The sequence below is a fragment of the Leisingera sp. ANG-M1 genome (genome assembly GCF_000813745.1).
GTDB lineage: Bacteria > Pseudomonadota > Alphaproteobacteria > Rhodobacterales > Rhodobacteraceae > Leisingera.
This window is the reverse complement of the sequence record NZ_JWLC01000013.1, coordinates 72181-93812: the sequence shown is the minus strand read 5'-3', so window position 1 is coordinate 93812 and position 21632 is coordinate 72181. Positions and strand designations below refer to the sequence as shown.

Sequence of the window (21632 nt, the reverse complement as noted above, 5' to 3'; positions counted from 1 at the left end):
TGACCTGAGAACCACCAGCGCCAGAGAAAATGTTCCGCCCAGGCAAGCGCTTCGTTTAGCTGCTGCACGAAATCAGCCTTGAGCCATCGATCCCCCCCGGGCTCAAAGAAAACAGGCCCCGGCATATCTGCCGGGGCCTGTTTCTTTTTGTCATTCTCCGTACGGATCAGTCGAGAGTGCGGGTCACTTCCTCGCGCTCGAAGATCTCGATCACGTCGTTCGGACGGATATCGTCGTAGTTCTCGAACGCCATACCGCATTCCTGACCGGACTGAACCTCGGCAACTTCGTCCTTGAAGCGCTTCAGGGTCTTCAGCGTGCCTTCGTGGATCACCACGTTGTCGCGCAGCAGGCGCACACCGGCCGAGCGGCGGGCAACGCCTTCGGTAACCAGACAGCCGGCAACCTTGCCAACGCCGGTGACCTTGAAGACTTCCTTGATCTGCGCGTAGCCGATGAAGTTCTCGCGGATTTCCGCGGACAGCAGACCCGAGGCCGCGGCCTTCACGTCATCCACCAGATCGTAGATCACCGAGTAGTAGCGGATCTCGACGCTCTTCTGGTTGGCGGTGTTGCGGGCCGAGGCATTGGCACGGACGTTGAAGCCCATGATCGGCGCGCCGGAGGCTTCCGCCAGGCCAACGTCGGTCTCGGTGATCGCGCCAACACCCGAGTGCAGCACGCGCACGCGCACTTCCTCGTTGCCGATCTTTTCCATCGCCTGAACGATGGCTTCGGCGGAACCCTGCACGTCGGCTTTGACCAGGATCGGCAGCTCGGAGACATTTTCGTCTTCCTTGGCCTTCTGCATCAGCTGTTCCAGCGTGGTCGCAGCACCGGCAGCGGCGCGTTTGTCCTTCGCGGCCTGCTCGCGGTAGGCGGCAATCTCGCGCGCCTGGGCTTCGGTTTCGGTCACGTTCAGAACGTCGCCTGCTTCCGGGGTGCCGTTGAGACCCAAGACCTCAACCGGGACCGAGGGGCCGGCTTCTTTGACGCGCTCGCCCTTGTCGTTGATCAGCGCACGGACCTTGCCGTACTGCTCGCCCACAACAAAGATGTCGCCCTGGCGCAGGGTACCGGTCTGAACCAGAACGGTAGCGACCGGACCGCGGCCCACATCCAGCTGCGCCTCGATCACAGCGCCTTGGGCGGCGCGGTTCGGATTCGCTTTCAGTTCCAGGATTTCCGCTTGCAGCGCAATGGCTTCCAGCAGTTCGTCCAGGCCCTGGCCGGTGTGCGCCGAAACTTCGACGTCCTGCACTTCACCGGACATCTGCTCCACGATCACTTCATGCTGCAGCAGGTCGGTGCGGACCTTGTTCGGGTCTGCGGCCGGCTTGTCGCATTTGTTGATTGCCACGATCATCGGCACTTCGGCGGCCTTGGCGTGGTTGATGGCTTCGATGGTCTGCGGCATGACCGCATCGTCCGCGGCAACAACCAGAACCACGATGTCCGTCACCTGCGCACCGCGCGAACGCATCGAGGTAAAGGCCGCGTGGCCCGGAGTATCCAGGAAGCTGAGCGTGGTGCCGCTTTCGGTCTTCACCTGATAGGCGCCGATGTGCTGGGTGATGCCACCGGCTTCGCCAGCCACAACGCGGGCGTTGCGGATCGCATCCAGGATCGAGGTCTTGCCGTGGTCGACGTGGCCCATGATGGTGATCACCGGCGGACGCGGCTTCAGGTCCTCGTCCTTGTCTTCGACCTCTTTGATCACGTCTTCAACGTCAGAGTCAGAGACCCGCACCACCTTGTGGCCGAATTCTTCGATGATCAGTTCCGCGGTGTCGGCGTCGATGGTCTGATTCTGAGTGACCATCATGCCCATGTTCATCAGCGATTTTACAACTTCGCCGACGCGTTCTGCCATCCGGTTGGCCAGCTCGGAGACCACAATGGTTTCCGGAAGCTGAACGTCACGGATGATCTTTTCACGCTCGACCTGATTGCCCATGGCTTTCTGGCGCGCACGCTCTTGCTTACGCTTCATCGAGGCCATTGAGCGCTGGCGGTTGCCGGCGCCGCCGGTGGCTTGACCAAGAGTCAGCTTGCCAGAGCGGCGGCCATCGTCCTGCCCTTTGCCGCGGCCGGGGCGCTGATCACGCTCACGGTCGGACTTGCGCGGGGTCGCGGACGGGGCTGGCTTGTTCGGCACAGGGCGGGCAGTTTTGGGTGCATCGGGCGCAGGTGCAGCGGCGGCGGCAGCAGCGCGTTCCTTGGCTACCTCGGCTTCGCGTTTTTTGCGCTCTTCTTCTTCTGCCTTGGCCTTGGCACGCTCTTCAGCTTCACGCTGTTCGCGTTCCTTGGCTTCCGCTTCGGCACGGCGGCGCTCACGCTCTTCGGCACGGGCCTTTTCCTCGGCTTCGCGCTGCGCGGCTTCTTCTGCTTCGCGTGCCTTGGCAGCCTGCAGCGCCTTCAGGCGGCGCTCCATCTCCGCGTCACTGATACCGGCAGGCCGGCGGGATCCGGAGCCGCCCGGTGCAGCACCGCTGCCGCCTTTGGCTGCACCCGGCTTGGGAACCACAACGCGCTTGCGTTTGGTTTCCACTACGACATTCTTGGTCCGTCCATGGCTGAAACTCTGTTTCACGTTCCCCGGACGGGAACCCCCACGCAGACCCAGTGTCTTTTTGCCGTCACTATCGCTCATAAAGCTCTTTATCCTTCCGTGCGGCCGATGCCGCCCACCATTTCGCGCAAACCTTGCAGTCGTTGCGCCTCATCTACAACACGTTTGCTGAGTCCGCCAGAGGCGACGGCGGCATGTATCACAGTTTGGCGCCCAAATGCCATTCCCAGCTCGTCCGCCGTGAGGCAGCCGATAAATTTGCCCTTGTAAGGCGTGCTCAGCTTCGACTTGCCCCGCCCGGAGCCATCAGAAGCCTGGATCAGTACCTTGGCGTCTTCCTTGTAGAGCCAGTCCTTGACCTTTTCAAAGCCGGCCACCGCGTCGCCGGACTTGCGCGCCAGGCTGATCAGCTCGACCAGGCGGCGGACAATCAGGCGTTCGACGTCACCTACAAGGTTTTCAGGCAGCTGCACCTGCGACTTGAAACCACGGGCAAACAGTTTCTTCTTTACCGCGGCTTCCAGCGCCTCACGGGTGGAGGACACATAGACGCCACGGCCCGGCAGCTTGCCCATGACATCCGGGAACACCTGACCCTCAGGGCCCATCACAAACCGGATGAGGCCCTGTTTGGGTTCGATCTCCCCGGTTGCGATGCATTTACGCTCGCTGCCTTCGGACCGGTCTTTTGTGGCGCCGCCGCGTGTCATTCAGCTCTCCTGTTCGAAGCCTGGGATCAGGCCTCGCCTTCCTCTTCGCCAGCGTCTTCGTCCTCGGACGCTTCCGCTTCCAGCTCGGCCGGGTCGACCCAGCCCAGGGTGATGCGGGCGGTCATGACCAGATCCTGCGCTTCCTCCAGCGACATGCCGAAGGGCTCCAGGATACCGTCGTCCTTGATCCGCTCGCCGCCGTCGTTGGTCCAGCCGCCGGCCAGTTCCCAGTCGGCGCAGGTGGCGAAGTCTTCCAGCGACTTAACGTCGTCCTTGGCCAGAGCCTCAACCATCTGCGGAGTCAGCCCCTCGAAGTGGATCAGGCTGTCTTCGGCGCCCAGGGCACGGGCTGCATCGATCGCTGCCTTGGCCTGCGCTTCCAGGTAATCGCGGGCACGGGCCTGCAGTTCCTCGGCGGTGCCTTCGTCAACCCCGTCGATGACCAGCAGTTCGTCCAGCTCGACATAGGCGACTTCTTCCAGGTTGGTGAAGCCTTCGGAGACCAGCAGCTGGGCAAAGAACTCGTCCAGGTCCAGGGTTTCCATGAACAGCTTGGTGCGCGCCTCGAATTCCTTCTGGCGGCGGGCCGATTCTTCTTCCTCGGTCATGATGTCGATGTCGAGGGCAGTCAGCTGCGAGGCCAGGCGCACGTTCTGGCCGCGGCGGCCGATGGCCAGGCTCAGCTGCTCTTCCGGCACCACAACTTCGATCTTGCCGGCTTCTTCATCCAGAACAACCTTGGAGACCTCGGCGGGCTGCAGTGCGTTCACCAGGAAGGTCGGCTGATCTTCATTCCACGGGATAATGTCGATCTTCTCGCCCTGCAGCTCGTTCACCACGGCCTGCACGCGGGAACCACGCATACCCACACAGGCGCCAACCGGGTCGATCGAGCCGTCATAGGAGATCACCGCGATCTTGGCGCGCGAACCCGGGTCGCGGGCAACCGCCTTGATCTCGATGATGCCGTCATAGATTTCCGGCACTTCCATCTTGAACAGCTCGGCCATGAACTCCGGCGCGGTGCGCGACAGGAAGATCTGCGGACCGCGCGGTTCGCGGCGCACGTCTTTGATGTAGCAGCGCACACGGTCGTTCGGGCGGTAGCTTTCGCGGCCGATCTTCTCGTTGCGGCGCAGGATGGCTTCGCCGGCGCCCACGTCGACGATGACGTTGCCGTATTCCTCGCGCTTGACCAGGCCGTTGATGATGGTGCCGGCGCGGTCCTTGAATTCCTCGTACTGGCGGTCGCGCTCTGCTTCGCGGACCTTCTGCAGGATCACCTGCTTGGCCGACTGGGCCGCGATCCGGCCCATTTCCACCGGCGGCACTTCCTCGACAAAGGTCTGGCCGACCTCGGGGTTCGCCATGTACTGGCGCGCCTGCTCGACGGTCATCTCGGCCTGGTAGTTTTCCAGCTCGTCATCGGCAACCACGGTGCGCACGCGGGTAAAGGTGGCGCGGCCGGTTTTGCGGTCGATCGACACGCGGATGTCCATTTCGGCGCCATAACGGCTCTTGGCTGCGCGGGCGAGGCTCTCTTCCATCGCCTCGATGACCAGACCGGGGTCGATCATCTTTTCGCGTGCCACGGCCTCAGCGGTTTGCAACAGCTCCAGCTGGTTTGCAGAGGTGATCGCCATTACTTGTTCTCCTCGTCAGACTCTTCGGTCTCGATTTCGTCGAATGCGTCTTCGTTCAGCGTGCCGGCCTCTTTGCGCTGGCGCAGCATTTCCTTGATCAGCTCATCGGTCAGAACCAGCTTGGCATCGCTCAGCCAGTCGAATTTCAGACCGATGGTCACAGGCTGGCCCTGATCCTCGATGTTGATCAGAACCTCGTCGTCCTCAGTGCCTGCCAGCTCGCCCTTGAAGCGGCGGCGGCCGCCAACCAGCTCTTCGGTTTCGAGCTTGGCCTCGTAGCCTTCGAACATGTCAAAGTCTTTCAGCCGGGTCAGCGGGCGGTCAATGCCCGGGCTCGACACTTCCAGCGCATAGGCGTCGATGATCGGGTCCTCGACATCCAGGGTCGCGCTGACCGCGTTCGAGATCGCAGCGCAGTCATCCACCTCGATGCCGCCTTCGGGCTTGTCGGCCATGATCTGCAGCGTTGTCGCCTTGCCGGACATCAGCCGGATCCGCACCAGCTCATAGCCCAGATCCTCGATCACCGGAGAGACGATCTCGGCCAGGCGCCGGTCGATGGCAGCTTTGGCAATCAGGTCGTTGGTCATCAGACCTCCACTTGGAGCGCGCAGGCCGGGCCTGCAAACACAAAAAAACGGGCGCGCGGCCCGTCGAAATTCCCGGTGGAGCCTTGAGCCAGAGGTTCAACGCGCCGCTGTTGTCAAAGGCATATAGGCGGGTTTGGGCGAATCTGCAAGGGGGTCGTGAGATGCGGGCAGATAAGGCACAGCTGACAGTCAGCCCAGCTTGCCGCGGATGTCCTCCGCAATGGCATCGACAAAGCCCTGATCCTGGCCGCCGATCACCAGGTAGCCAACGCCGTTGCTGACCCAGGAAGCCGCGGCCATGCCCGCCAGAAGCTCGCTTTGCATCGGCTTGTCATCGCCGGAGGAGCGGGTGATGCAGAAAGCCACCGGAACGCCGTCCGGGCCGAGATAGGCCATTTGCAACAGAGGTTTGCCCTTGAAGCCCAGCAGCTGCGCGCGCTTGAACTCCAGACCTTCCACGGTTTGCGCCGGGGACAGGTCAACGCCGTGGCCGCTGCCGAACCCAGCCAGCACTTCGGCGGTCGCATCCGGCGACTGCACCGCATTTGCCACCGTGTCGGTTATATAGAGCGATTGGTAGGAGGCAACGACCGCCTTCCAGCCCGGCGCCTTGGCGGGCGGCGGTCCCGGCTGCAGCAGGTAGGTGGAAAGCACGCCCAGGCCAAAGGCCAGCGCCAGCCCGGCCACCAGCCGCAGCGGCGCACGGGTTTCACGTGGAGCAGGAATCAGCGTCTCGGGCATTTGCGGTGCGCCCAGCGCTTCAGGCGAGAACGCATCGCGCAAAGCCGCCACCGGCAAGTCAAGCGCCTGCAGCCGCCGCGCCAAAGCCGCATCGGAGGTGAGCGCCAGCTCAACCCGGTCACGCAGACCGGCATCGGCCTCACCGTCAAGATAGGCCGTCAGTTCTTCGTCTGTGAATGCCGCTTGCGCTTCATTCATGTTCCCGTCTCCGTTTCCGACAGCTCTGCCGCGATCTTCTTGCGGGCAGCTGCCAGCCTGCTCATCACCGTGCCGATGGGGACATTCAGGACTTCCGCCGCCTCCTTGTAGGCAAAGCCTTCGACGTAGACGAGCAGAACCGTGACCCGCTGGCTTTCGGGCAGTTCCCCTATCTTTGAAAACACCTCACGGGCAAAAATATTCGTTTCTGTGTTTGCGCGCTGATCCGGGATTTCGGTTTCTTCCAGCGCCACCAGCCCGCCGCCGGTGCGCACCGCGGTTGCACGCAGCTCATTCAGCCATAGCCGGTGGGCCATTCGGAACAGCCAGCGGTCCAGATGCGTGCCTGCCTGATAGCCCGCATGTTTCTCCAGCGCGCGCAGACAGGTCATCTGCGCCAGGTCGTCGGCCCGATCCCGCCGCCCGGTCTGCATCAGGCAGAACCGCCACAGCCGCGGGTAAAGGGGGCTTATCCCCTCCCGGATCTCATCCTCAGCCGTTTTTTTGCCGAACCAGCGAATAATCCGCGCTCCCGCCGTGTTTTGATCTCAGGGCCGGCCAAATAACCGCGCCACAAGAACATTGATAATCGGAAGGATATAGGATGCTCAACTCACTGTTTCGTGGCGTTTCTGTTGCAGCGCTGGTTTTTGCAGGCCAGGCAGCGCTGGCAGGCGGCTGGGTGCTGGACGGCGCCAGCTCCAAACTTGCATATGGTTCGATCAAGAAGGACAGCGTCGGCGAAGTGAACAGTTTCGAGGAGCTGTCCGGCACGGTGAGCAAGGACGGCATGGTGAAAGTGTCGATCTCGCTGCCGTCGGTGGAGACCTTCATCGACATCCGCAACGAACGGATGATCGAACATGTGTTCAAAGGTACGGCTGAGGCGACGCTGACGGCACAGGTCGACATGGCTGCGCTGGAGGCACTGCCCGCCGGCGGCACCATGGTTGCGGACGTGGAAGGCAAACTGAGCCTTCTGGGCCGCGAAATTGCAGTGGAAACAGAAATGTTCGTGGCCCGCCTGTCGGAGCGCAAGGTGATGGTCTCGACCAACGACCTGCTGTTTCTGGGGGTTGAGGACGCGGGGCTCACCAAAGGCGTCGACATTCTGCAGGAGCTGGCCAAGCTCTCTGGCATTACCCGTACCGTGCCGGTGACCGCCCGCTTTGTCTTTGAAAGCGATGGCGACACGGCACAGGCTGCGCCCACCCAGGAACAGGCCGAGGTTGCACTGGCCGGCGATCCGGCCAAGGGCAAGAAGGTGTTCCGCAAATGCCAGGCCTGCCACAGTTTTGACGAAGGCAAGAACGGCGCGGGCCCCAGCCTGCACGGCATCATCGGCACCGGCTCTGCCGCGGTGGACGGGTTCAAATACTCAGGCGCCTTTCAAGAGGCCAAGCTGACTTGGAGCGAAGACCAGCTGGCTGCTTTCCTGGCCGATCCCAAGGGCGTGGTGCCCGGCAACCGCATGGGCTTCCGCGGGCTGAAAAAGGATGAGGATATCCAGAATGTGATCGCCTACATCCGGCAGGAAAGCTGAGAGTATCGAGCAGGGGGGATGGCCGCCAAAAGGCCTCCCCCAAACTGCGTGCCTAGGCCAGCCACCAGCGTTCGGCGATGCGGCCATCGTCCAGCGGTGCGCGCTGGCCCACCTTGCGGGGGATGCCAACGGTGTGCCGGGCCGCCAGCGCCATATCGCTGGACGAGGGATAATACAGGAACTCGCCCCGTTTCAGCAGGCCGCGCGGTTCCGGCAAAGCGGCCACGTCGACATACCCATCGCGCAGCGCTTCGGCGCGGACAGCAGCGTCAGGGATCACGATAATCTCGACCGTATCCGCCCAGCCGGCCGTGCCGGATTTGTAGTGATCAGCCACTTTAGAGGCACGGAAGTGACGGCCTTCCTGACCGCGCTCCACCTTGTAGCAGCCGGTGCCAACGGCCTCGGCCAGCGGAACCGGCAACTCGCCGCCGGGGGCAATCATCTGATCAGCGCCGGCGAGCAGATAGGGAAGATGCGGATTGGGCTGCGCCAGTTCGACCAGCAACTGCCGACTGCCCAGCGCAGTGACGGCCTGCACGTCTGCTCCAGCAATGCCCTGGGATGTGAGCGAAGCAGCGGCGTCCTCAGCCGTCAGCGGTGCGCCATCGTGGAACGCCACGCCCTCGCGCAAGTCAAAGGTCCAGCTCCTGGCATCCGCTGTGGAGTGCCAAGCCGTGGCCAGCTCTCCGCGCAGCAGCCCGTCAGGGGCAATTTCAGTAAGCGTGTCATAGACCGCGCCGCGGGCCGCCTGCTCCAGCATGCCGCCATCGCGCGGCACCGCCAGACGCAGCACGCCGCCCGCCTTGGGCGCAGCATTGACCGACCCGCCGGCCGCCGCCAGCAAGGCGGCTGCAGCACCCGAGGTAAACAGCGCGCGGCGGTCGATGCGCGTCATCGGACAAGCTCCCCTGCAATCCGGTCCATCGCCCGGACCAGCTCAGCGCTGATTCCCGGCTCCGACAAAGCATGGCCGGCATTGCGCACCATCTTCAACTCCGCATTTGGCCACAGCTCGTTCAATTTCCAGGCAGAGGAAGGCGGGCAGATCATGTCATAACGGCCCTGCACGATCACGCCCGGAATATGCGAGATCCGCCCCATATTGGCGAGGATCTGGCCGTCATAGTCCAGGAAGCCGTGATTGATGAAATAGTGGTTTTCCAGCCGGGCAAAGGCGCGGGCGTAATCACCGGGGCTGTCGCCGCTCTGGCCGTTGGAATGCACCGAGGCCAGTGCATTCTCCCAGGCCGACCAGGCCCGGCCAAAGCGCACTTCCTCGTCCAGGTTCCCGGAAAACAGCCGCTTGTTGTAAGCGCCGATCATGTCGCCGCGTTCGGAATCCGGCACCAGAGACACGAACTTAGCCCAGGTTTCGGGCCAGAACTTGCCGGCCCCGCCGCCATAGAACCAGTCCAGCTCGCCCTTGGTCATCAGGAAGACGCCGCGCAGGATGATGTTCTGCACCCGGTCCGGGTGGGTCTGGGCATAGATCAGTGCCAGGGTCGCGCCCCAGCTGCCGCCGAACAGGATCCAGGACTCGATGCCGAACTGGCGGCGAATCAGCTCCATGTCGGCAACCAGGTGCCAGGTGGTATTGTCCTCGCAGGACGCATAGGGGCGCGAGCGGCCGCAGCCGCGCTGGTCGAACAGGATGATTCGGTAAACATCCGGATCGAAATACCGCCGCATCGCCGGGCTGCTGCCGCCGCCGGGACCGCCATGGCACACGATCACTGGAATGCCACTGGGATTGCCGCTTTGCTCGGCATATATGCGGTGGCCCTGGCCTGCGTCGATCATGCGCTGGTCAAACGGCTCGACCGGCGGGTAAAGATAATGCACAGCGCGCTTTTGGTCCGGGTATCTATCCATTACTGACCTTAGTGAAACGTCAGACTACAAAAGAGCACACGGAGACAGGAATGCAAGCGCATCAATCCACAGTCGACCCTGCGGAAGTCGCCAAATTCGAGGCGATGGCGGCGGAGTGGTGGGATCCGAACGGCAAGTTCAAGCCGCTGCATATGCTGAACCCGTGCCGCTTGGATTACATCACCAGCCAGATCGCCGGCGAGTTCGGCCGCGACCTGACGTCACAGCGCCCGTTCGAAGGCCTGCGCCTGCTGGATATCGGCTGCGGCGGCGGGCTGCTGAGTGAGCCGATGGCGCGTCTGGGCGCCACCGTGATCGGTGCCGATGCCGCTGAGGGCAATCTGCCGGTTGCGCGCATCCATGCCGAGCAGTCCGGTCTGGAGATCGACTACCGCCACACCACCGCCGAGGCCCTTGCCGCGGCAGGCGAACAGTTCGACGTGGTTCTGAACATGGAAGTGGTGGAGCATGTGGCGGATCCGCTGGGCTTCCTCACTGCCAGCCAGCAATTGCTTAAACCCGGCGGGCTGCTGATCTGCTCGACCATCAACCGCAACCCCAAGAGCTTTGCAGTGGCAATCGTCGGTGCCGAGGTGATCATGCGCTGGCTGCCCCGCGGCACCCATGAGTGGTCCAAATTCATCACCCCGGACGAATTGTTCGAATTGCTCCGCAACGCCGGCCTCAATCCGGTCGACCGCAAGGGGTTTGTGTTCAATCCGATCACCTGGAACTGGTCGATTTCAGAGCGCGACCTATCGGTGAACTATGTAACCGCCAGCGTGAAACCCGGCTGAAGCCGGCGCTCGTTCCCTCAGCAAGCGCATCTTCTATCCTTAAGGATAGGTAGTAATCCCAATGCGCACTTTAGTACTCCGGCGCTGCTTGGTATCGTTAGATAACGGATTTGGAATATTTTCCGGTCTGTCGTGGGGCCAAGCCCCGTAACTGAGTGAATGCTTGCCACCGTTACTGGTGGGTCCGCCCAAAGGTTTTCGAAACCGCCACTCACGGATTGATGGGGACTGATGGGGAAGAGGGGCGCCTGCTTGCAGGCGTCCTTCTTGTTTTTCAGCTACTTAGATCCCCAGATCAGGGTTTAGCTGCTTTCTTCCAGCTTGCCGCGCAGCTCACGCAGGATTGGCAGTGTGGCGCGCACGCGGTCGCTGCCCAGCTCGCCCACCACTTCGGAAATAACCGGAATGATCCCGGCCAGCGCTGCATCGCGGGCCTGTTTGCCAGCCGGGCTGATCGCTACCATCTTACGCCGCGCATCGTCCCAGTCGGGGCGGACATGGATATAGCCGGCCACCTCCAGCTTGTTCAGCGTGTTGGTCATCGCGCCGCGGGTCACGTGAAACGCTTTGGCCAGCTGTGCAGGCGAGCGTTCCAGCCCGGCGCGGGCCAGATGGTTCAACACCGAGAAATGCGACAGCTCCATTCCCTTGGGCAGCACTTTGCTGAGGCGTGACCGGGCCAACTGGTCAGCCATGAGTATTTCGCTGAACAGCGATACCGCCAAGGAATTGGTTTCGTCCATCAGGGTCCGTCAAACTCCCGGTCGTGGGTCAGGGAAGGCACGCGTTTGCGTGCTTCTGCCACTTTTTCCAGGTCGAGATCAACGAAAGTCACGCCCGGTTCCTGGCCCGCATCGGCCAGCACTTCGCCCCAGGGCGCCACGGCCAGCGAATGGCCATAGGTCTTGCGGCTGGGCCCGCGGGAGGCCGGGTGTTTGCCGGTCTGGGCCGGGGCCAGCACAAAGCAGCCGGTCTCGATCGCGCGGGCGCGCAGCAGAGAATGCCAATGCGCGGCACCGGTCACATAAGAGAACGCCGCCGGCGCAGTGATGATCTGCGCGCCGCCCTTGGCCAGCGCCCGGTGCAGATGCGGGAAGCGCACATCGTAGCAGATGGTCATGCCGATTTTGGCAAAGGGTGTTTCCGCCACAACTGCCTGGGTACCCGGGCGGTAGCCGTCAGATTCGCGGTAGGTTTCCTCGGGCGTGACCTCCACATCAAACATGTGGATCTTGTCATAGCGCGCCTTGATGTCCCCTTCCGGGGAAATCAGGAACTGCCGGTTGGCAAAGCGGCCGTCATCGTCGTGCGTCTTGATGCCCAGCGAACCAAGCAGCAGCCAGATGCCATGCTTGGCAGCCTCATCGCGCAGGGCCGCCAGAGTCGGATCGTCTTCCTCGTGGCACAGCACACCGTTCTGGTGGGTGCGGCTGCCGGAGAGGCAATTGGTGACCTCCGGCGTCAGCACAAAACCCGCCCCGCCGCGCACAGCTTCTGCCATCATCGCTTTCACCGTCTCCAGGTTTTCAGCCGGAATGTCGGTGGATGTCATCTGCAGCAAAGCTGTGCGCATATCAGGTCTCCAGGTTCAGGCAGCCAGAAGCGGGTCGAGCTTACCCGCCTGCTCCAGCGCATAAAGATCGTCGCAGCCGCCGACATGGGTATCGCCGATAAAGATCTGCGGCACGGTGCGGCCGCCGTTGGCGCGCTCGATCATCTCGGCCTTGCGGCCCGGTTCTGCCAGCACATTGACTTCGGAAAAGCTGACACCCTTCTGGTTCAGCAGACGCTTGGCCGCGTGGCAAAAGCCGCAGAGAGGCGAGGTGTAGATTTCGACGGTTTTCATTCAGGACCCCATGATCTGGTTTGCAAGGTTTTGGAGGAATTGGGGTCTCATTGCAACAATTGCCAGAGGGCGGCCCTTTGCCTCACGCTTGCGTGACCCGGGCCAAAACCGCAACCCGCACCTCTGCCGCGCCCGCCTGCAGGCAAGCGTCGGTGCAGGCGCTGAGCGTCGCGCCGGAGGTCATCACGTCATCCACGATCAGAACAACGCGACCCTTGATCCGATCCAGCCGACGCGGATGCGGCGTGATCGCCGTCCCCAAGAGCTGATAGCGCTGGTCCCGCGTCTTGCCCTCGAGCGCTGGTGTCTTGCGTGTCCTAAGCAACAGGTCGGGGCAATGCTCCAACCCGCTGCGTTTCGCCAGCGCACCGGCCAGCAGAGCCGACTGGTTATACTTGCGCTTGAGCAGCCGGGTCCAATGCAGCGGCACCGGGCAAAGCAGCGGATCATCCCGCAGAAGCGGCTGCGCCGACCGTTCCAGCCATCCCGCTGCTGTCTGCGCAATCTCTGTCCGGTCGCCGTGTTTCAAACCCAGAACCAGCCTGCGCCCCTGCCCTTCGTAAAGCAACGCCGAGCGCCCCTGGCTCCATGGCCGCGGGTGGCGCAGGCAGCTGTCGCATTCCAGCCGGAAACCATCCGCTTCACCAGGCAAAGGCACGCCGCAGCCTTCGCAGACTGTACCAGTGATGAAGTGCATACCCGCCCAGCAGGTGCCGCAGAGGCCAAAGTCGCTGTCGACCAGCCCGCCGCAGCCTATGCATTGGGCTGGATAAATCAGCGAAACAGCGGTTTGAATCCCGGCCAGCAGCATCTAAATAGCCCCCATGACACAAGCTCCCGTTCAGCTCTTCGACCGCCGCACATTGGCGGCCCGCCGCGCCCGCCGGCGCGCTGACGCTTTGTTCCTGCATCAGATGGCACGGGATGAGGCCGAGGATCGCCTGAGCCTGGTTAACAGAACCTTTACAGCGCCCGCTGTGGTCAGCCCTTTCCTGGAGGTTTGGGAGGGGTTCTTGCCCGAAGCCAAAGTTGTGCCGGACGAGGATGTGCTGGCGCTGGAAGCAGGCGCGCATGACGTTGTGATCCATGCCATGTGCCTGCATTGGGCCAATGACCCGGTCGGCCAGCTGATCCAATGCCGCCGCGCACTGAAAGAAGACGGGCTGCTGCTGGTCATCCTGCTGGGCGGCCAGACCCTGCACGAGCTGCGCGCCGCCATGGCCGAGGCAGAGACCATCGTGATGGGCGGGCTGTCACCGCGCGTTGTCCCGATGGGAGAAATCCGCGATCTGGGCGGCCTGCTGCAGCGGGCGGGGTTCGCCCTGCCGGTGGCTGATCTGGTGCCGCTCACAGCCGAATACCGCGACCTCACGCATCTGATCCACGACCTGCGCGGCATGGGCGAGACCAACGCCCTTGCCCAGCGCCTAAAACGACCCTCCCCGCGCGCTCTGTTTCAGCTGGCAGACCACATCTACCGGGAACACTTCGCCAATGCCGAAGGACGCCTGCCCGCTACCTTCGAGATGGTCTGTCTCACCGGCTGGTCGCCCTCGGACAGCCAGCAGAAACCTTTGCGCCCCGGCTCCGCACAGATGCGGCTGGCCGATGCGCTGAAAGTACCGGAATCCAAACTCTGATCCCGATAACCTGCCCCTATGACTGCGCCAATGTGATCCAATTGGCCTTTCGCCCGTAAAGACAGTAACTTCCTCTCGTTCACCGAATTTCAAGCCCCACAGGACCTGCCCATGCTGGACGCCGCCCAGACCGCCAATTGCCCTGCTCACGCTCCTGCCGATCATCCCAGGGTCGCAGCAGAGAAGGTCGGCATCCTGCTGGCAAACCTCGGCACTCCGGATGACTATTCCTACTGGCCAATGCGCCGGTACCTGAGCGAATTCCTGTCCGACAAGCGGGTGATCGACTACCCGTCCTGGAAGTGGCAGCCGCTCTTGCAGCTGATCATCCTGACCAAGCGGCCGTTTTCCTCGGGTGCAGCCTACAAATCGATCTGGAATCACGACAAGGGCGAAAGCCCGCTGATGACCATTACCAAAGACCAAACCGCCAAGATGGCAGAGGTGATGAAAGCGCGCTACGGCGATCAGGTGATGGTCGATTTCTGCATGCGCTACGGCAATCCGTCGACCAAGTCCAAGGTGCGGGAAATGGTGAAGGCCGGCTGTCAGAAGATCCTGTTTGTCCCGCTTTATCCGCAATATGCAGGCGCCACCTCGGGCACAGCCAATGATCAGTTCTTCCGCGCATTGATGGAAGAGCCCTGGCAGCCCGCCGCCCGTACCATCGAGCCCTATTTCGACCAGCCCGCCTACATCGACGCCTTAGCGCGTTCAGTTGAGGATGCCTATGCCACGGCGGAAAAACGCCCGGATATCCTGGTGGTCTCCTACCACGGGATGCCCAAACGCTATCTGATGCAGGGCGATCCCTACCATTGCCAGTGCCAAAAGACGACGCGGCTGCTGAAGGAGCGTCTAGGCTGGGACGACACCCAGATCACCACCACTTTCCAGTCGGTGTTCGGCCCCGAGGAATGGCTGAAACCCTATACCGTCGATCACGTCGCCACGCTGGCCAAGGAGGGCAAGAAGAACATCGCGGTGATCGCGCCGGCCTTCTCCGCCGATTGCATCGAGACGCTGGAAGAGATCAACGAAGAGATCCGCGAGAGCTTTGAGCACGCAGGCGGCGAGGACTTCCTCTATATCCCCTGCCTCAACGACGATGATGATCACGTTGCGGCACTGGCAGGCGTAATCGAGCAGAACCTGAAAGGCTGGCTGGACTAAACGCCCGTCCCGGTCCAAATAGGATCCAATATTGGATCGCCGGGCACACCGGCAGACCGGGGAGAGTTTGGATGACGCTAGCGCATTGGGCGGCCGCCCTGAAACAGCATTGGGGCATCGAGGCGGAGCTGACCCGCCTGGACGGGGAATACGACCTGAATTTCCTGGCCAAAGGGGCTGATGGCCGGGGGTATATCCTGAAAGCCATGCGCCCCGGTTGCGAGACCTGGCTGGTCGATATGCAGGTGAAGGCCTTTGAGCATATCGCCGAACGCCAGCCGGACCTGCCCTGCCCGCGGGTGATCACCTCGGCTGATGGCCAATCACTCCTGACCATCGCAGATGAAGACGGCAAGCAGCGGCTGGTCTGGCTTCTGAACCAGCTGCCCGGGCGCTGTTATGCCAAGGCTGAGCCCAAAGGCGATGCGCTGATCCATGAAATCGGCCAGGTTCTGGGCGGGTCGGCCAAGGCGCTGGCGGATTTCCAGCACGAAGGGCTGGAACGTGATTTCAAATGGGACCTGATGCGCGCGGGTTGGATCACGGATCAGCTCTCCTGCATTTCCGATCCCGCGCGCCGAGCGATCCTGGGAAATATCTGCGCTGATTTTGCCAAGTTAGAGCCTGTTCTAAGCAAGCTTCCAAAACAGGCTATCCACAACGACGCCAATGACTACAACATCATGGTCGCAGGTGAGCTGGGCGCGCCGCGCCAGGTATCCGGCCTCATTGATTTGGGCGACATGTGCACGGCGCCGCGGATCTGCGATCTGGCAATTGCCGCAGCCTATATCGTGTTGGACCACCCTGCGCCTGAAGCGGCGCTGTCGGCGCTGGTGGCCGGTTATCACGAGACCTGTCCGCTGACACCTGCTGAGCTGGACCTGGTCTGGCCGCTGCTGCGGGCGCGGCTGGCGGTGAGTGTGGTGAACTCCACTCTCATGGCGGCGGACAACCCTGACGATCCCTATGTCACTATCTCGCAGGCAGCTGCCTGGCGGTTCCTCGAAGGTACCGCATTGCACGGCGGCCTGCTAAGCGCCCGGCTGCGCGCCGCCTGCGGTCTGCCGGTGGTGGAAGGTGCTGACCGCGTGATGGCTTGGCTGGAGCAAGAGCGCGGCAATTTCGCCTCGCTGATGGGTGAGGATCTGGCTTATGCGCCGATGGGCTCGCTCTCGGTGGAACATTCCACCTGGCCGCAGAACCCCTTCCACATGCCGCTGGAGGAAGCTGCCAAAGTCGGTGATGAGTTCGAAGACAACGGCCGCATCTGGCTCGGCTACTATCACGAACCGCGGCTGATCTATGCGGAACCGGCGTTCCGCAAGGGGCCGTGGAAAGCCAGCGACCGGCGCACGGTGCATCTGGCCGTCGATGCCTTTGCACCCGCAGGCACACCAATGTTTGCTCCGCTGCGCGGTGAGGTTTTTGTCGCCGAGTACCGGGCCGGGCATCTGGACTATGGCGGAGTCATCATCCTGCGCCATGAAACCCCGGAAGGCGATCCTTTCTACACCCTTTACGGCCACCTGAACCCCGAGTTCCTCGACCGCCTGAAACCCGGTGACGTGGTTGAAAAAGGGCAGGAATTCTGCCGCCTCGGCGATCCCAGCCAAAACGGCGGCTGGGCCCCGCATGTGCATTTCCAGCTAGCCCTGACCACCGAGGGAATCGAGGCCGACTGGCCCGGCGTCGGCGACCCGGACGAGATGTACATGTGGCGCGCGGTCTGCCCGAACCCGGCGGCGCTTCTGAACCTCCCTGATGAGAAGGTCCGCTACCACCCCACTGACAAAGGCGAAGTTCTGGCAGGCCGCCGCGCGCATTTCGGTGGCAACCTCAGCCTCACCTACAACGATCCGGTGATGCTGGTGCGCGGCTGGAAACACCATTTGTTCGACGAATGGGGCCGGCCCTATCTGGACGCCTATAACAACGTCCCCCACGTCGGCCACGCCCATCCCCGTATCCAGGCAGTCGCCGCTGACCAGCTGAAGCGGATGAATTCCAACACCCGCTATCTGCACCCTGCGCAAACTGCCTTTGCGGAGAAAGTTCTATCAAAGCTGCCGGATCATTTCGAAGTCTGCTTCTTCGTGAATTCCGGCACCGAGGCCAACGAGCTCGCCCTGCGCCTGGCCCGCGCTCATACCGGTGCCAAAGGCATGGTGACACCCGACCACGGCTACCATGGCAACACCACCGGCGCGATCGACATCTCTGCCTACAAGTTCAACAAGCCCGGCGGCGTTGGCCAGTCTGACTGGGTCGAGCTGGTGGAAGTCGCCGATGACTACCGCGGCTCCTTCCGCCGGGACGATCCCGAACGGACACAGAAGTTTGCTGATCTCGTGGACCCAGCCATCGAAAGCCTGCAGGCAAAAGGCCACGGCATTGCCGGCTTCATCGCCGAAACCTTCCCCTCGGTCGGCGGCCAAATTATCCCTCCCAAGGGCTACTTGCCTGCAGTATACGAGAAAATCCGTGCGGCAGGCGGCGTCTGCATCGCTGATGAAGTGCAGACTGGCCTTGGCCGCCTTGGGGACTACTACTTCGGCTTCGAACACCAGGGCGCGCTGCCGGATATCGTGGTGATGGGCAAACCCATCGGCAACGGCCATCCCTTGGGAGTGCTGGTCACAACCAAGGAAATCGCCGACAGCTTTGCCAAAGGGCCTGAGTTCTTCTCAACATTCGGCGGTTCAACGCTGTCCTGCCGGATCGGCAAGGAAGTGCTGGACATCGTCGACGACGAGGGCCTGCAGGAGAACGCCCGGTTAATTGGTGCCAAACTGATCGATGGTCTGAAAGCGCTTGAGCAGAAACATGCCTGTGTCGGCGATGTCCGCGGCATGGGGCTGTTTCTGGGATTGGAGCTGATCAATCCGGACGGCTCAGAAGCGACGGAGATTTGCTCCTACGTCAAGAACCGCATGCGCGATCACCGCATCCTGATCGGCAGCGAAGGTCCCATGGACAGCATCCTGAAAATCCGCCCACCGCTCACCATTGATGGCGAAGATGCCAGCATGATCATTGCTGTCTTGGACAAAATCCTAGGCGAGGCGGCCTGACGGCCCCTGCACCCATAGTCTTCAGGCAACAAAAAAGGCGGTGGGAAACCACCGCCTTTTCTGTAACCGTGTATCGAAATTAGTTCGATGCAACAGCTGCGCCAACCAGGACCAGCAGCAGCAGCGGCAGCAGGATGCCGCTGGAAGAGCCCTGAGCTTCTTCCACGATGACCGGCGGCTCGACGACCGGCTCGGACAGGTTGCCAGCAGTGGCGGTCGAAGCAGCAGCGGTCAGCGCAGCGGCGATAACGAGTTTTTTCATGTTAACCTCCAGAATTTGCGCGGAACACACAACTGAACCACGCACCCAAGACTTACCTCGTGATTTTTTCTAACCAGCAAAAACGCGGGATTGCAATTGCTTGTTATAGTTAACAGCTTAGCGCCAAGGCAGGTGTCGTCAAATAAGCAACACCTGCGTGCCGACTTTCGCCAGGCTGAACAATTCAGCGATATGTTCGTTGTAAAGCCCGATGCAACCGTTGGAAGATTTACGGCCGATCTTCCGGGTGTCATGGGTTCCGTGAATCCGGTAGTACTTCCAGCTGAGATACAGCGCATGGCTGCCAAGCGGATTATCGGGTCCCGGTGGAATATATGCAGGCCACTCCGGGTTGCGTTTGCGCATGTTCGGCGTTGGAGCCCAGCTGGGTCCTTCCACCTTGCGCACGATCTTGGTGCGGCCGCGGCGGGTCAGGTCATCCGACAGCGGCACTGACGACGGAAACAGCTTGTAGGTGCTTTCGTCCTGAGACCAGTAATGCAGTGCCCGGCTGTCGATATCGACCAGAATCGCGCCATTACGTAGGTTGTCGAAATAGGGCGTCCAGGACTTGGCCCGGAAGGCAGAGATATTGCGCTGGACCGGCGGTTCGGGTTCCGGCGGCGGCCGCAGCGGATCATAAGCCGGCGCTTGTGCCGCAGACTCGGCAGCCTCCTGCGCCGTGTGCTCGCTGGCATCCAGTGCCAATGCAGGAGAGGAGATCAGTGCAGCACCGCCGGCAAGAACCTGCCGCCTGCTGAATCTTTCAAAGGTGTTTCGGGACATTACTCATTCCAACTTGCGCAATCGGGATCCAGGGTTGCCGCATTTTATGACCGGAAAGCCGCAGTCGCAAACCAATCCGGCCGGCGCATCTGCATATTTCTGCCGGCCCGTTTGCACCTCTGCCACAGGAAGGATAAGCCGGTCAGCAACTGACGGAGCGAGAGAGCAAAATGAAACGTGTTATTCTGTTGATGGCTGCTGCAATCCTGTCCGTCGCGGCAGCCTGTACCCCGGCGACAGAACCCAGCGGCGGTTACCGCATCAAAAACGCAGACAAGGTTCAGATCCGCATGCTCGACTCCGTCAACGCCCTGCGCCAGGCTGCGGGCGCACCGGCAGTTCAGCTGAACGCCGAACTGACCGCCGCCGCCGCCACCCATTCAAGGGATATGTCGGTGCAAAACCGGCCCTGGCACTTTGGCTCCGACGGCTCCTCCCCGCTCGACCGGGTTGCCCGCGCCGGGTACGGCGGCACGCTCCTGGGCGAAAACATCTCGGAAACCTATGAGAACGAGCAACAGACTTTGACCGCATGGCTGGAACAGCCTGCCACCCGGGCGGTCATTCTCGACCCCAAAGCCGTGGATATGGGCTTTTCCTGGTTCCAGGAGCCGAACGGCAAAATCTGGTGGACTATGGTGATGGGCAATTGAGCCGCGGCGCCGTGCGTCAGCACGGCGCTACGCCCAAGGCTGCCAAGGGGTGTCCGGCCCTGCCGGTGCACCTGCAGGCGCGGGAGTGCCTGCCTCCGGATTACGGCCGCAACGCAATCGTGGTGCCGTTCGGCACCATCGCATAAATCTCTTCGATTTCCTCGTTGGTCACCGCAATGCAGCCCGCGGTCCAGTCATCCACCCGCGCCGCCCGCTTGCGCTCTTTGGCGTTGTTCGGCTGGCCATGGATAAAAATCTCGCCGCCGGGCCGTTTGCCCTGCCCCCGCGCATGCGCCCGGTCCTGCGGATTCGGATACGAAATCCCAACTGACAGGTGATAGCGGCTGTTCGGATTGCGGCGGTCGATCACATAGGTGCCTTCCGGCGTCTTGCCGTCGCCTTCAAACTGCTTGTGCCCCAGCGGCGCAAACCCCAGGTCGACCTCATATTCCCGCAGGATCTCTTCCTTATGCAGCAGGTAAAGCTTGCGCGCGCCTTTATTGATCACAACAGAGGTGACCTGCGGACCGCTGTATGACTGGAATCTGCTCACCGCACCGCCTGCAGAGCTGCAGCCTGCCAGTGCCAGGCTTGCGGCCGCACTGATCCCAAATGCCCTTCTGTTCATTGTTGAGCCTGTATTTCTTATTTGCCTCTATTCAGCCCATAGCGCGAAATCAGCGTTAAGAAAATTCACATTTTCCTGCCACGTGTTCTCGTCAGGATTTCTTGTCCGGGGCGGACAAGGCGGAAATCCTCTGCTCGATGGCCTCCAGCCGGCTCAGCACTTCGTCCCGGTAGGCATCGGTGCGCTCGCCCTCTTCCTCGCCATGGGCATCCTGCATAGAGTTCACAATGAGGCCGACCAGCAGGTTCACCACCGCAAAGGTCGTCACCATAATGAAGGGCACAAAGAACGCCCAGGCATGCGGATGCACTTCCATCACCGGACGCACGATCCCCATCGACCAGCTTTCCAAGGTCATGATCTGGAACAGCGAATAGGCGCTGAGGCCCAGATCGCCGAACCACTCCGGGAAGTCCTGGCCGAACAGCTTGGTCGAGATCACCGAGCCGATGTAGAAAATGATCGCCATCAGCAGGAACACCGACCCCATGCCCGGCAGCGCGGTGATAAAGCCTTCAACCACCCGGCGCAGCCGCGGCGCGACCGAAATCACCCGCAGCACCCGCAAAATCCGCAGCGCCCGCAGCACCGACAGCCCTTGTGTGCCCGGCGCCAGCGCAATGCCGACGATCACAAAATCGAACACGTTCCAGCCACTCAGGAAAAACCGGTGCCGCCGGACGATAAGCTTGGCCAGGATCTCCACCACAAAAATCGACAGGCAAATGTAGTCGATCAGATGGATCAGCCCGCCCGCCTTGGCCATGACCGAGGGCGCCGTTTCCAGCCCCAGCGTCACCGCATTGACCAGGATGACCGCGGTGATGAACCGGCCAAAGCCATCACTGTCCAGGATGGCAGCCAGGCGGCCGGTTGGAGGAGTCGCTTGGGTATCGGTCAT

General features: G+C 61.9%; 22 protein-coding genes. 6 read left to right on the top strand and 16 right to left on the bottom strand.

What is annotated here, in order from left to right; translation table 11 throughout:
- Positions 1-166: 166 nt before the first annotated feature.
- The 6 genes from infB to RA19_RS11295 all read right to left on the bottom strand — a co-directional run bounded on the left by infB (position 167) and on the right by RA19_RS11295 (position 6927).
- Positions 167-2653, bottom strand: coding sequence for a translation initiation factor IF-2 (gene infB, locus RA19_RS11320; protein WP_039162584.1), 2487 nt, complete (start codon positions 2651-2653; stop codon positions 167-169).
- An 8-nt stretch (positions 2654-2661) separates the two neighbouring features.
- A complete protein-coding gene (locus RA19_RS11315) occupies positions 2662-3282 on the bottom strand; it encodes an RNA-binding protein (protein ID WP_039162582.1) in 621 nt (206 codons plus the stop codon).
- A gap of 26 nt (positions 3283-3308) precedes the next feature.
- Positions 3309-4925 carry a transcription termination factor NusA gene (gene nusA, locus RA19_RS11310; protein WP_039162580.1) on the bottom strand — a complete coding sequence of 539 codons (1617 nt, stop codon included), beginning with the start codon at positions 4923-4925 and terminating at the stop codon, positions 3309-3311.
- Positions 4925-5515 (bottom strand): ribosome maturation factor RimP, encoded by a 591-nt coding sequence (gene rimP, locus RA19_RS11305; protein ID WP_039162578.1) that lies wholly within the window; start codon positions 5513-5515, stop codon positions 4925-4927. The genes nusA and rimP overlap by 1 nt, the downstream gene beginning before the upstream one ends.
- Before the next feature lie 189 nt (positions 5516-5704).
- Complete coding sequence (locus tag RA19_RS11300) at positions 5705-6454, bottom strand: anti-sigma factor family protein (RefSeq protein WP_039162576.1); 750 nt, start codon at positions 6452-6454, stop codon at positions 5705-5707.
- On the bottom strand, positions 6451-6927 hold the full coding sequence (locus tag RA19_RS11295; protein ID WP_152615739.1) for an RNA polymerase sigma factor: 477 nt from the start codon (positions 6925-6927) through the stop codon (positions 6451-6453). Before RA19_RS11295 ends, RA19_RS11300 begins: the two co-directional genes overlap by 4 nt.
- 131 nt (positions 6928-7058) lie before the next feature.
- Here RA19_RS11295 and RA19_RS11290 point away from each other — a divergent pair, with 131 nt between their 5' ends.
- Complete coding sequence (locus tag RA19_RS11290) at positions 7059-7997, top strand: c-type cytochrome (RefSeq protein WP_039162572.1); 939 nt, start codon at positions 7059-7061, stop codon at positions 7995-7997.
- A gap of 52 nt (positions 7998-8049) precedes the next feature.
- Here RA19_RS11290 and RA19_RS11285 read toward each other — a convergent pair whose 3' ends face one another.
- Complete coding sequence (locus RA19_RS11285) at positions 8050-8895, bottom strand: ABC transporter substrate-binding protein (RefSeq protein ID WP_039162570.1); 846 nt, start codon at positions 8893-8895, stop codon at positions 8050-8052.
- On the bottom strand, positions 8892-9872 hold the full coding sequence (gene pip / locus RA19_RS11280; protein WP_039162567.1) for a prolyl aminopeptidase: 981 nt from the start codon (positions 9870-9872) through the stop codon (positions 8892-8894). The genes RA19_RS11285 and pip overlap by 4 nt, the downstream gene beginning before the upstream one ends.
- A gap of 50 nt (positions 9873-9922) precedes the next feature.
- On the opposite strand from pip, the gene ubiG reads away from it, so the two are divergent.
- Positions 9923-10669, top strand: coding sequence for a bifunctional 2-polyprenyl-6-hydroxyphenol methylase/3-demethylubiquinol 3-O-methyltransferase UbiG (gene ubiG, locus RA19_RS11275; RefSeq protein WP_039162565.1), 747 nt, complete (start codon positions 9923-9925; stop codon positions 10667-10669).
- A gap of 302 nt (positions 10670-10971) precedes the next feature.
- On the opposite strand, the gene RA19_RS11270 is transcribed toward ubiG, so the two are convergent.
- The 4 genes from RA19_RS11270 to RA19_RS11255 all read right to left on the bottom strand — a co-directional run bounded on the left by RA19_RS11270 (position 10972) and on the right by RA19_RS11255 (position 13326).
- The gene (locus tag RA19_RS11270) at positions 10972-11412 is read right to left on the bottom strand and encodes a MarR family winged helix-turn-helix transcriptional regulator (RefSeq protein WP_039162563.1); all 441 of its coding nucleotides are present in this window, start codon (positions 11410-11412) and stop codon (positions 10972-10974) included.
- Entirely contained in the window at positions 11412-12242 is an 831-nt protein-coding gene (locus RA19_RS11265) for a carbon-nitrogen hydrolase family protein (RefSeq protein WP_039162562.1), read from the bottom strand. Before RA19_RS11265 ends, RA19_RS11270 begins: the two co-directional genes overlap by 1 nt.
- Before the next feature lie 15 nt (positions 12243-12257).
- Positions 12258-12515: a glutaredoxin 3 gene (grxC, locus tag RA19_RS11260; protein WP_039126576.1), complete on the bottom strand. Its 258-nt coding sequence runs from the start codon at positions 12513-12515 to the stop codon at positions 12258-12260.
- An 82-nt stretch (positions 12516-12597) separates the two neighbouring features.
- Positions 12598-13326: a ComF family protein gene (locus tag RA19_RS11255; protein WP_039162560.1), complete on the bottom strand. Its 729-nt coding sequence runs from the start codon at positions 13324-13326 to the stop codon at positions 12598-12600.
- A gap of 13 nt (positions 13327-13339) precedes the next feature.
- On the opposite strand from RA19_RS11255, the gene RA19_RS11250 reads away from it, so the two are divergent.
- The 3 genes from RA19_RS11250 (at position 13340) to RA19_RS11240 (ending at position 18402) form a co-directional block, all read left to right on the top strand.
- Positions 13340-14155, top strand: coding sequence for a methyltransferase domain-containing protein (locus RA19_RS11250; RefSeq protein ID WP_039162558.1), 816 nt, complete (start codon positions 13340-13342; stop codon positions 14153-14155).
- 111 nt (positions 14156-14266) lie between these two features.
- The gene (gene hemH, locus RA19_RS11245) at positions 14267-15328 is read left to right on the top strand and encodes a ferrochelatase (RefSeq protein ID WP_039162556.1); all 1062 of its coding nucleotides are present in this window, start codon (positions 14267-14269) and stop codon (positions 15326-15328) included.
- 71 nt (positions 15329-15399) lie between these two features.
- Positions 15400-18402 (top strand): aminotransferase class III-fold pyridoxal phosphate-dependent enzyme, encoded by a 3003-nt coding sequence (locus RA19_RS11240; RefSeq protein ID WP_039162554.1) that lies wholly within the window; start codon positions 15400-15402, stop codon positions 18400-18402.
- Positions 18403-18481: 79 nt separating this feature from the next.
- On the opposite strand, the gene RA19_RS11235 is transcribed toward RA19_RS11240, so the two are convergent.
- Positions 18482-18664, bottom strand: a complete 183-nt coding sequence (locus RA19_RS11235) for a hypothetical protein (protein WP_024092111.1) — start codon at positions 18662-18664, stop codon at positions 18482-18484.
- A 138-nt stretch (positions 18665-18802) separates the two neighbouring features.
- Positions 18803-19450 (bottom strand): L,D-transpeptidase, encoded by a 648-nt coding sequence (locus RA19_RS11230; RefSeq protein ID WP_039162549.1) that lies wholly within the window; start codon positions 19448-19450, stop codon positions 18803-18805.
- A 170-nt stretch (positions 19451-19620) separates the two neighbouring features.
- Here RA19_RS11230 and RA19_RS11225 point away from each other — a divergent pair, with 170 nt between their 5' ends.
- Positions 19621-20103 (top strand): CAP domain-containing protein, encoded by a 483-nt coding sequence (locus RA19_RS11225; protein WP_039162547.1) that lies wholly within the window; start codon positions 19621-19623, stop codon positions 20101-20103.
- A gap of 100 nt (positions 20104-20203) precedes the next feature.
- On the opposite strand, the gene RA19_RS11220 is transcribed toward RA19_RS11225, so the two are convergent.
- Both RA19_RS11220 and RA19_RS11215 read right to left on the bottom strand, forming a co-directional pair.
- On the bottom strand, positions 20204-20731 hold the full coding sequence (locus RA19_RS11220; RefSeq protein ID WP_039162545.1) for a L,D-transpeptidase family protein: 528 nt from the start codon (positions 20729-20731) through the stop codon (positions 20204-20206).
- Positions 20732-20822: 91 nt separating this feature from the next.
- Positions 20823-21632 carry an ion transporter gene (locus tag RA19_RS11215; protein WP_039162543.1) on the bottom strand — a complete coding sequence of 270 codons (810 nt, stop codon included), beginning with the start codon at positions 21630-21632 and terminating at the stop codon, positions 20823-20825.

What these genes read in the sequence shown, in the direction of transcription:
- RA19_RS11300 (WP_039162576.1), bottom strand. Translation starts at nt 6,454, where the DNA reads ATGAATGAAGCGCAAGCGGCATTCACAGACGAAGAACTGACGGCCTAT.
- nusA (WP_039162580.1), bottom strand. Translation starts at nt 4,925, where the DNA reads ATGGCGATCACCTCTGCAAACCAGCTGGAGCTGTTGCAAACCGCTGAG.
- RA19_RS11220 (WP_039162545.1), bottom strand. Translation starts at nt 20,731, where the DNA reads ATGAACAGAAGGGCATTTGGGATCAGTGCGGCCGCAAGCCTGGCACTG.
- RA19_RS11315 (WP_039162582.1), bottom strand. Translation starts at nt 3,282, where the DNA reads ATGACACGCGGCGGCGCCACAAAAGACCGGTCCGAAGGCAGCGAGCGT.
- RA19_RS11290 (WP_039162572.1), top strand. Translation starts at nt 7,059, where the DNA reads ATGCTCAACTCACTGTTTCGTGGCGTTTCTGTTGCAGCGCTGGTTTTT.
- RA19_RS11285 (WP_039162570.1), bottom strand. Translation starts at nt 8,895, where the DNA reads ATGACGCGCATCGACCGCCGCGCGCTGTTTACCTCGGGTGCTGCAGCC.
- RA19_RS11255 (WP_039162560.1), bottom strand. Translation starts at nt 13,326, where the DNA reads ATGCTGCTGGCCGGGATTCAAACCGCTGTTTCGCTGATTTATCCAGCC.
- RA19_RS11225 (WP_039162547.1), top strand. Translation starts at nt 19,621, where the DNA reads ATGAAACGTGTTATTCTGTTGATGGCTGCTGCAATCCTGTCCGTCGCG.
- ubiG (WP_039162565.1), top strand. Translation starts at nt 9,923, where the DNA reads ATGCAAGCGCATCAATCCACAGTCGACCCTGCGGAAGTCGCCAAATTC.
- RA19_RS11265 (WP_039162562.1), bottom strand. Translation starts at nt 12,242, where the DNA reads ATGCGCACAGCTTTGCTGCAGATGACATCCACCGACATTCCGGCTGAA.
- RA19_RS11250 (WP_039162558.1), top strand. Translation starts at nt 13,340, where the DNA reads ATGACACAAGCTCCCGTTCAGCTCTTCGACCGCCGCACATTGGCGGCC.
- RA19_RS11270 (WP_039162563.1), bottom strand. Translation starts at nt 11,412, where the DNA reads ATGGACGAAACCAATTCCTTGGCGGTATCGCTGTTCAGCGAAATACTC.
- RA19_RS11230 (WP_039162549.1), bottom strand. Translation starts at nt 19,450, where the DNA reads ATGTCCCGAAACACCTTTGAAAGATTCAGCAGGCGGCAGGTTCTTGCC.
- RA19_RS11215 (WP_039162543.1), bottom strand. Translation starts at nt 21,632, where the DNA reads ATGACCGATACCCAAGCGACTCCTCCAACCGGCCGCCTGGCTGCCATC.
- pip (WP_039162567.1), bottom strand. Translation starts at nt 9,872, where the DNA reads ATGGATAGATACCCGGACCAAAAGCGCGCTGTGCATTATCTTTACCCG.
- RA19_RS11235 (WP_024092111.1), bottom strand. Translation starts at nt 18,664, where the DNA reads ATGAAAAAACTCGTTATCGCCGCTGCGCTGACCGCTGCTGCTTCGACC.
- RA19_RS11240 (WP_039162554.1), top strand. Translation starts at nt 15,400, where the DNA reads ATGACGCTAGCGCATTGGGCGGCCGCCCTGAAACAGCATTGGGGCATC.
- rimP (WP_039162578.1), bottom strand. Translation starts at nt 5,515, where the DNA reads ATGACCAACGACCTGATTGCCAAAGCTGCCATCGACCGGCGCCTGGCC.
- infB (WP_039162584.1), bottom strand. Translation starts at nt 2,653, where the DNA reads ATGAGCGATAGTGACGGCAAAAAGACACTGGGTCTGCGTGGGGGTTCC.
- grxC (WP_039126576.1), bottom strand. Translation starts at nt 12,515, where the DNA reads ATGAAAACCGTCGAAATCTACACCTCGCCTCTCTGCGGCTTTTGCCAC.
- hemH (WP_039162556.1), top strand. Translation starts at nt 14,267, where the DNA reads ATGCTGGACGCCGCCCAGACCGCCAATTGCCCTGCTCACGCTCCTGCC.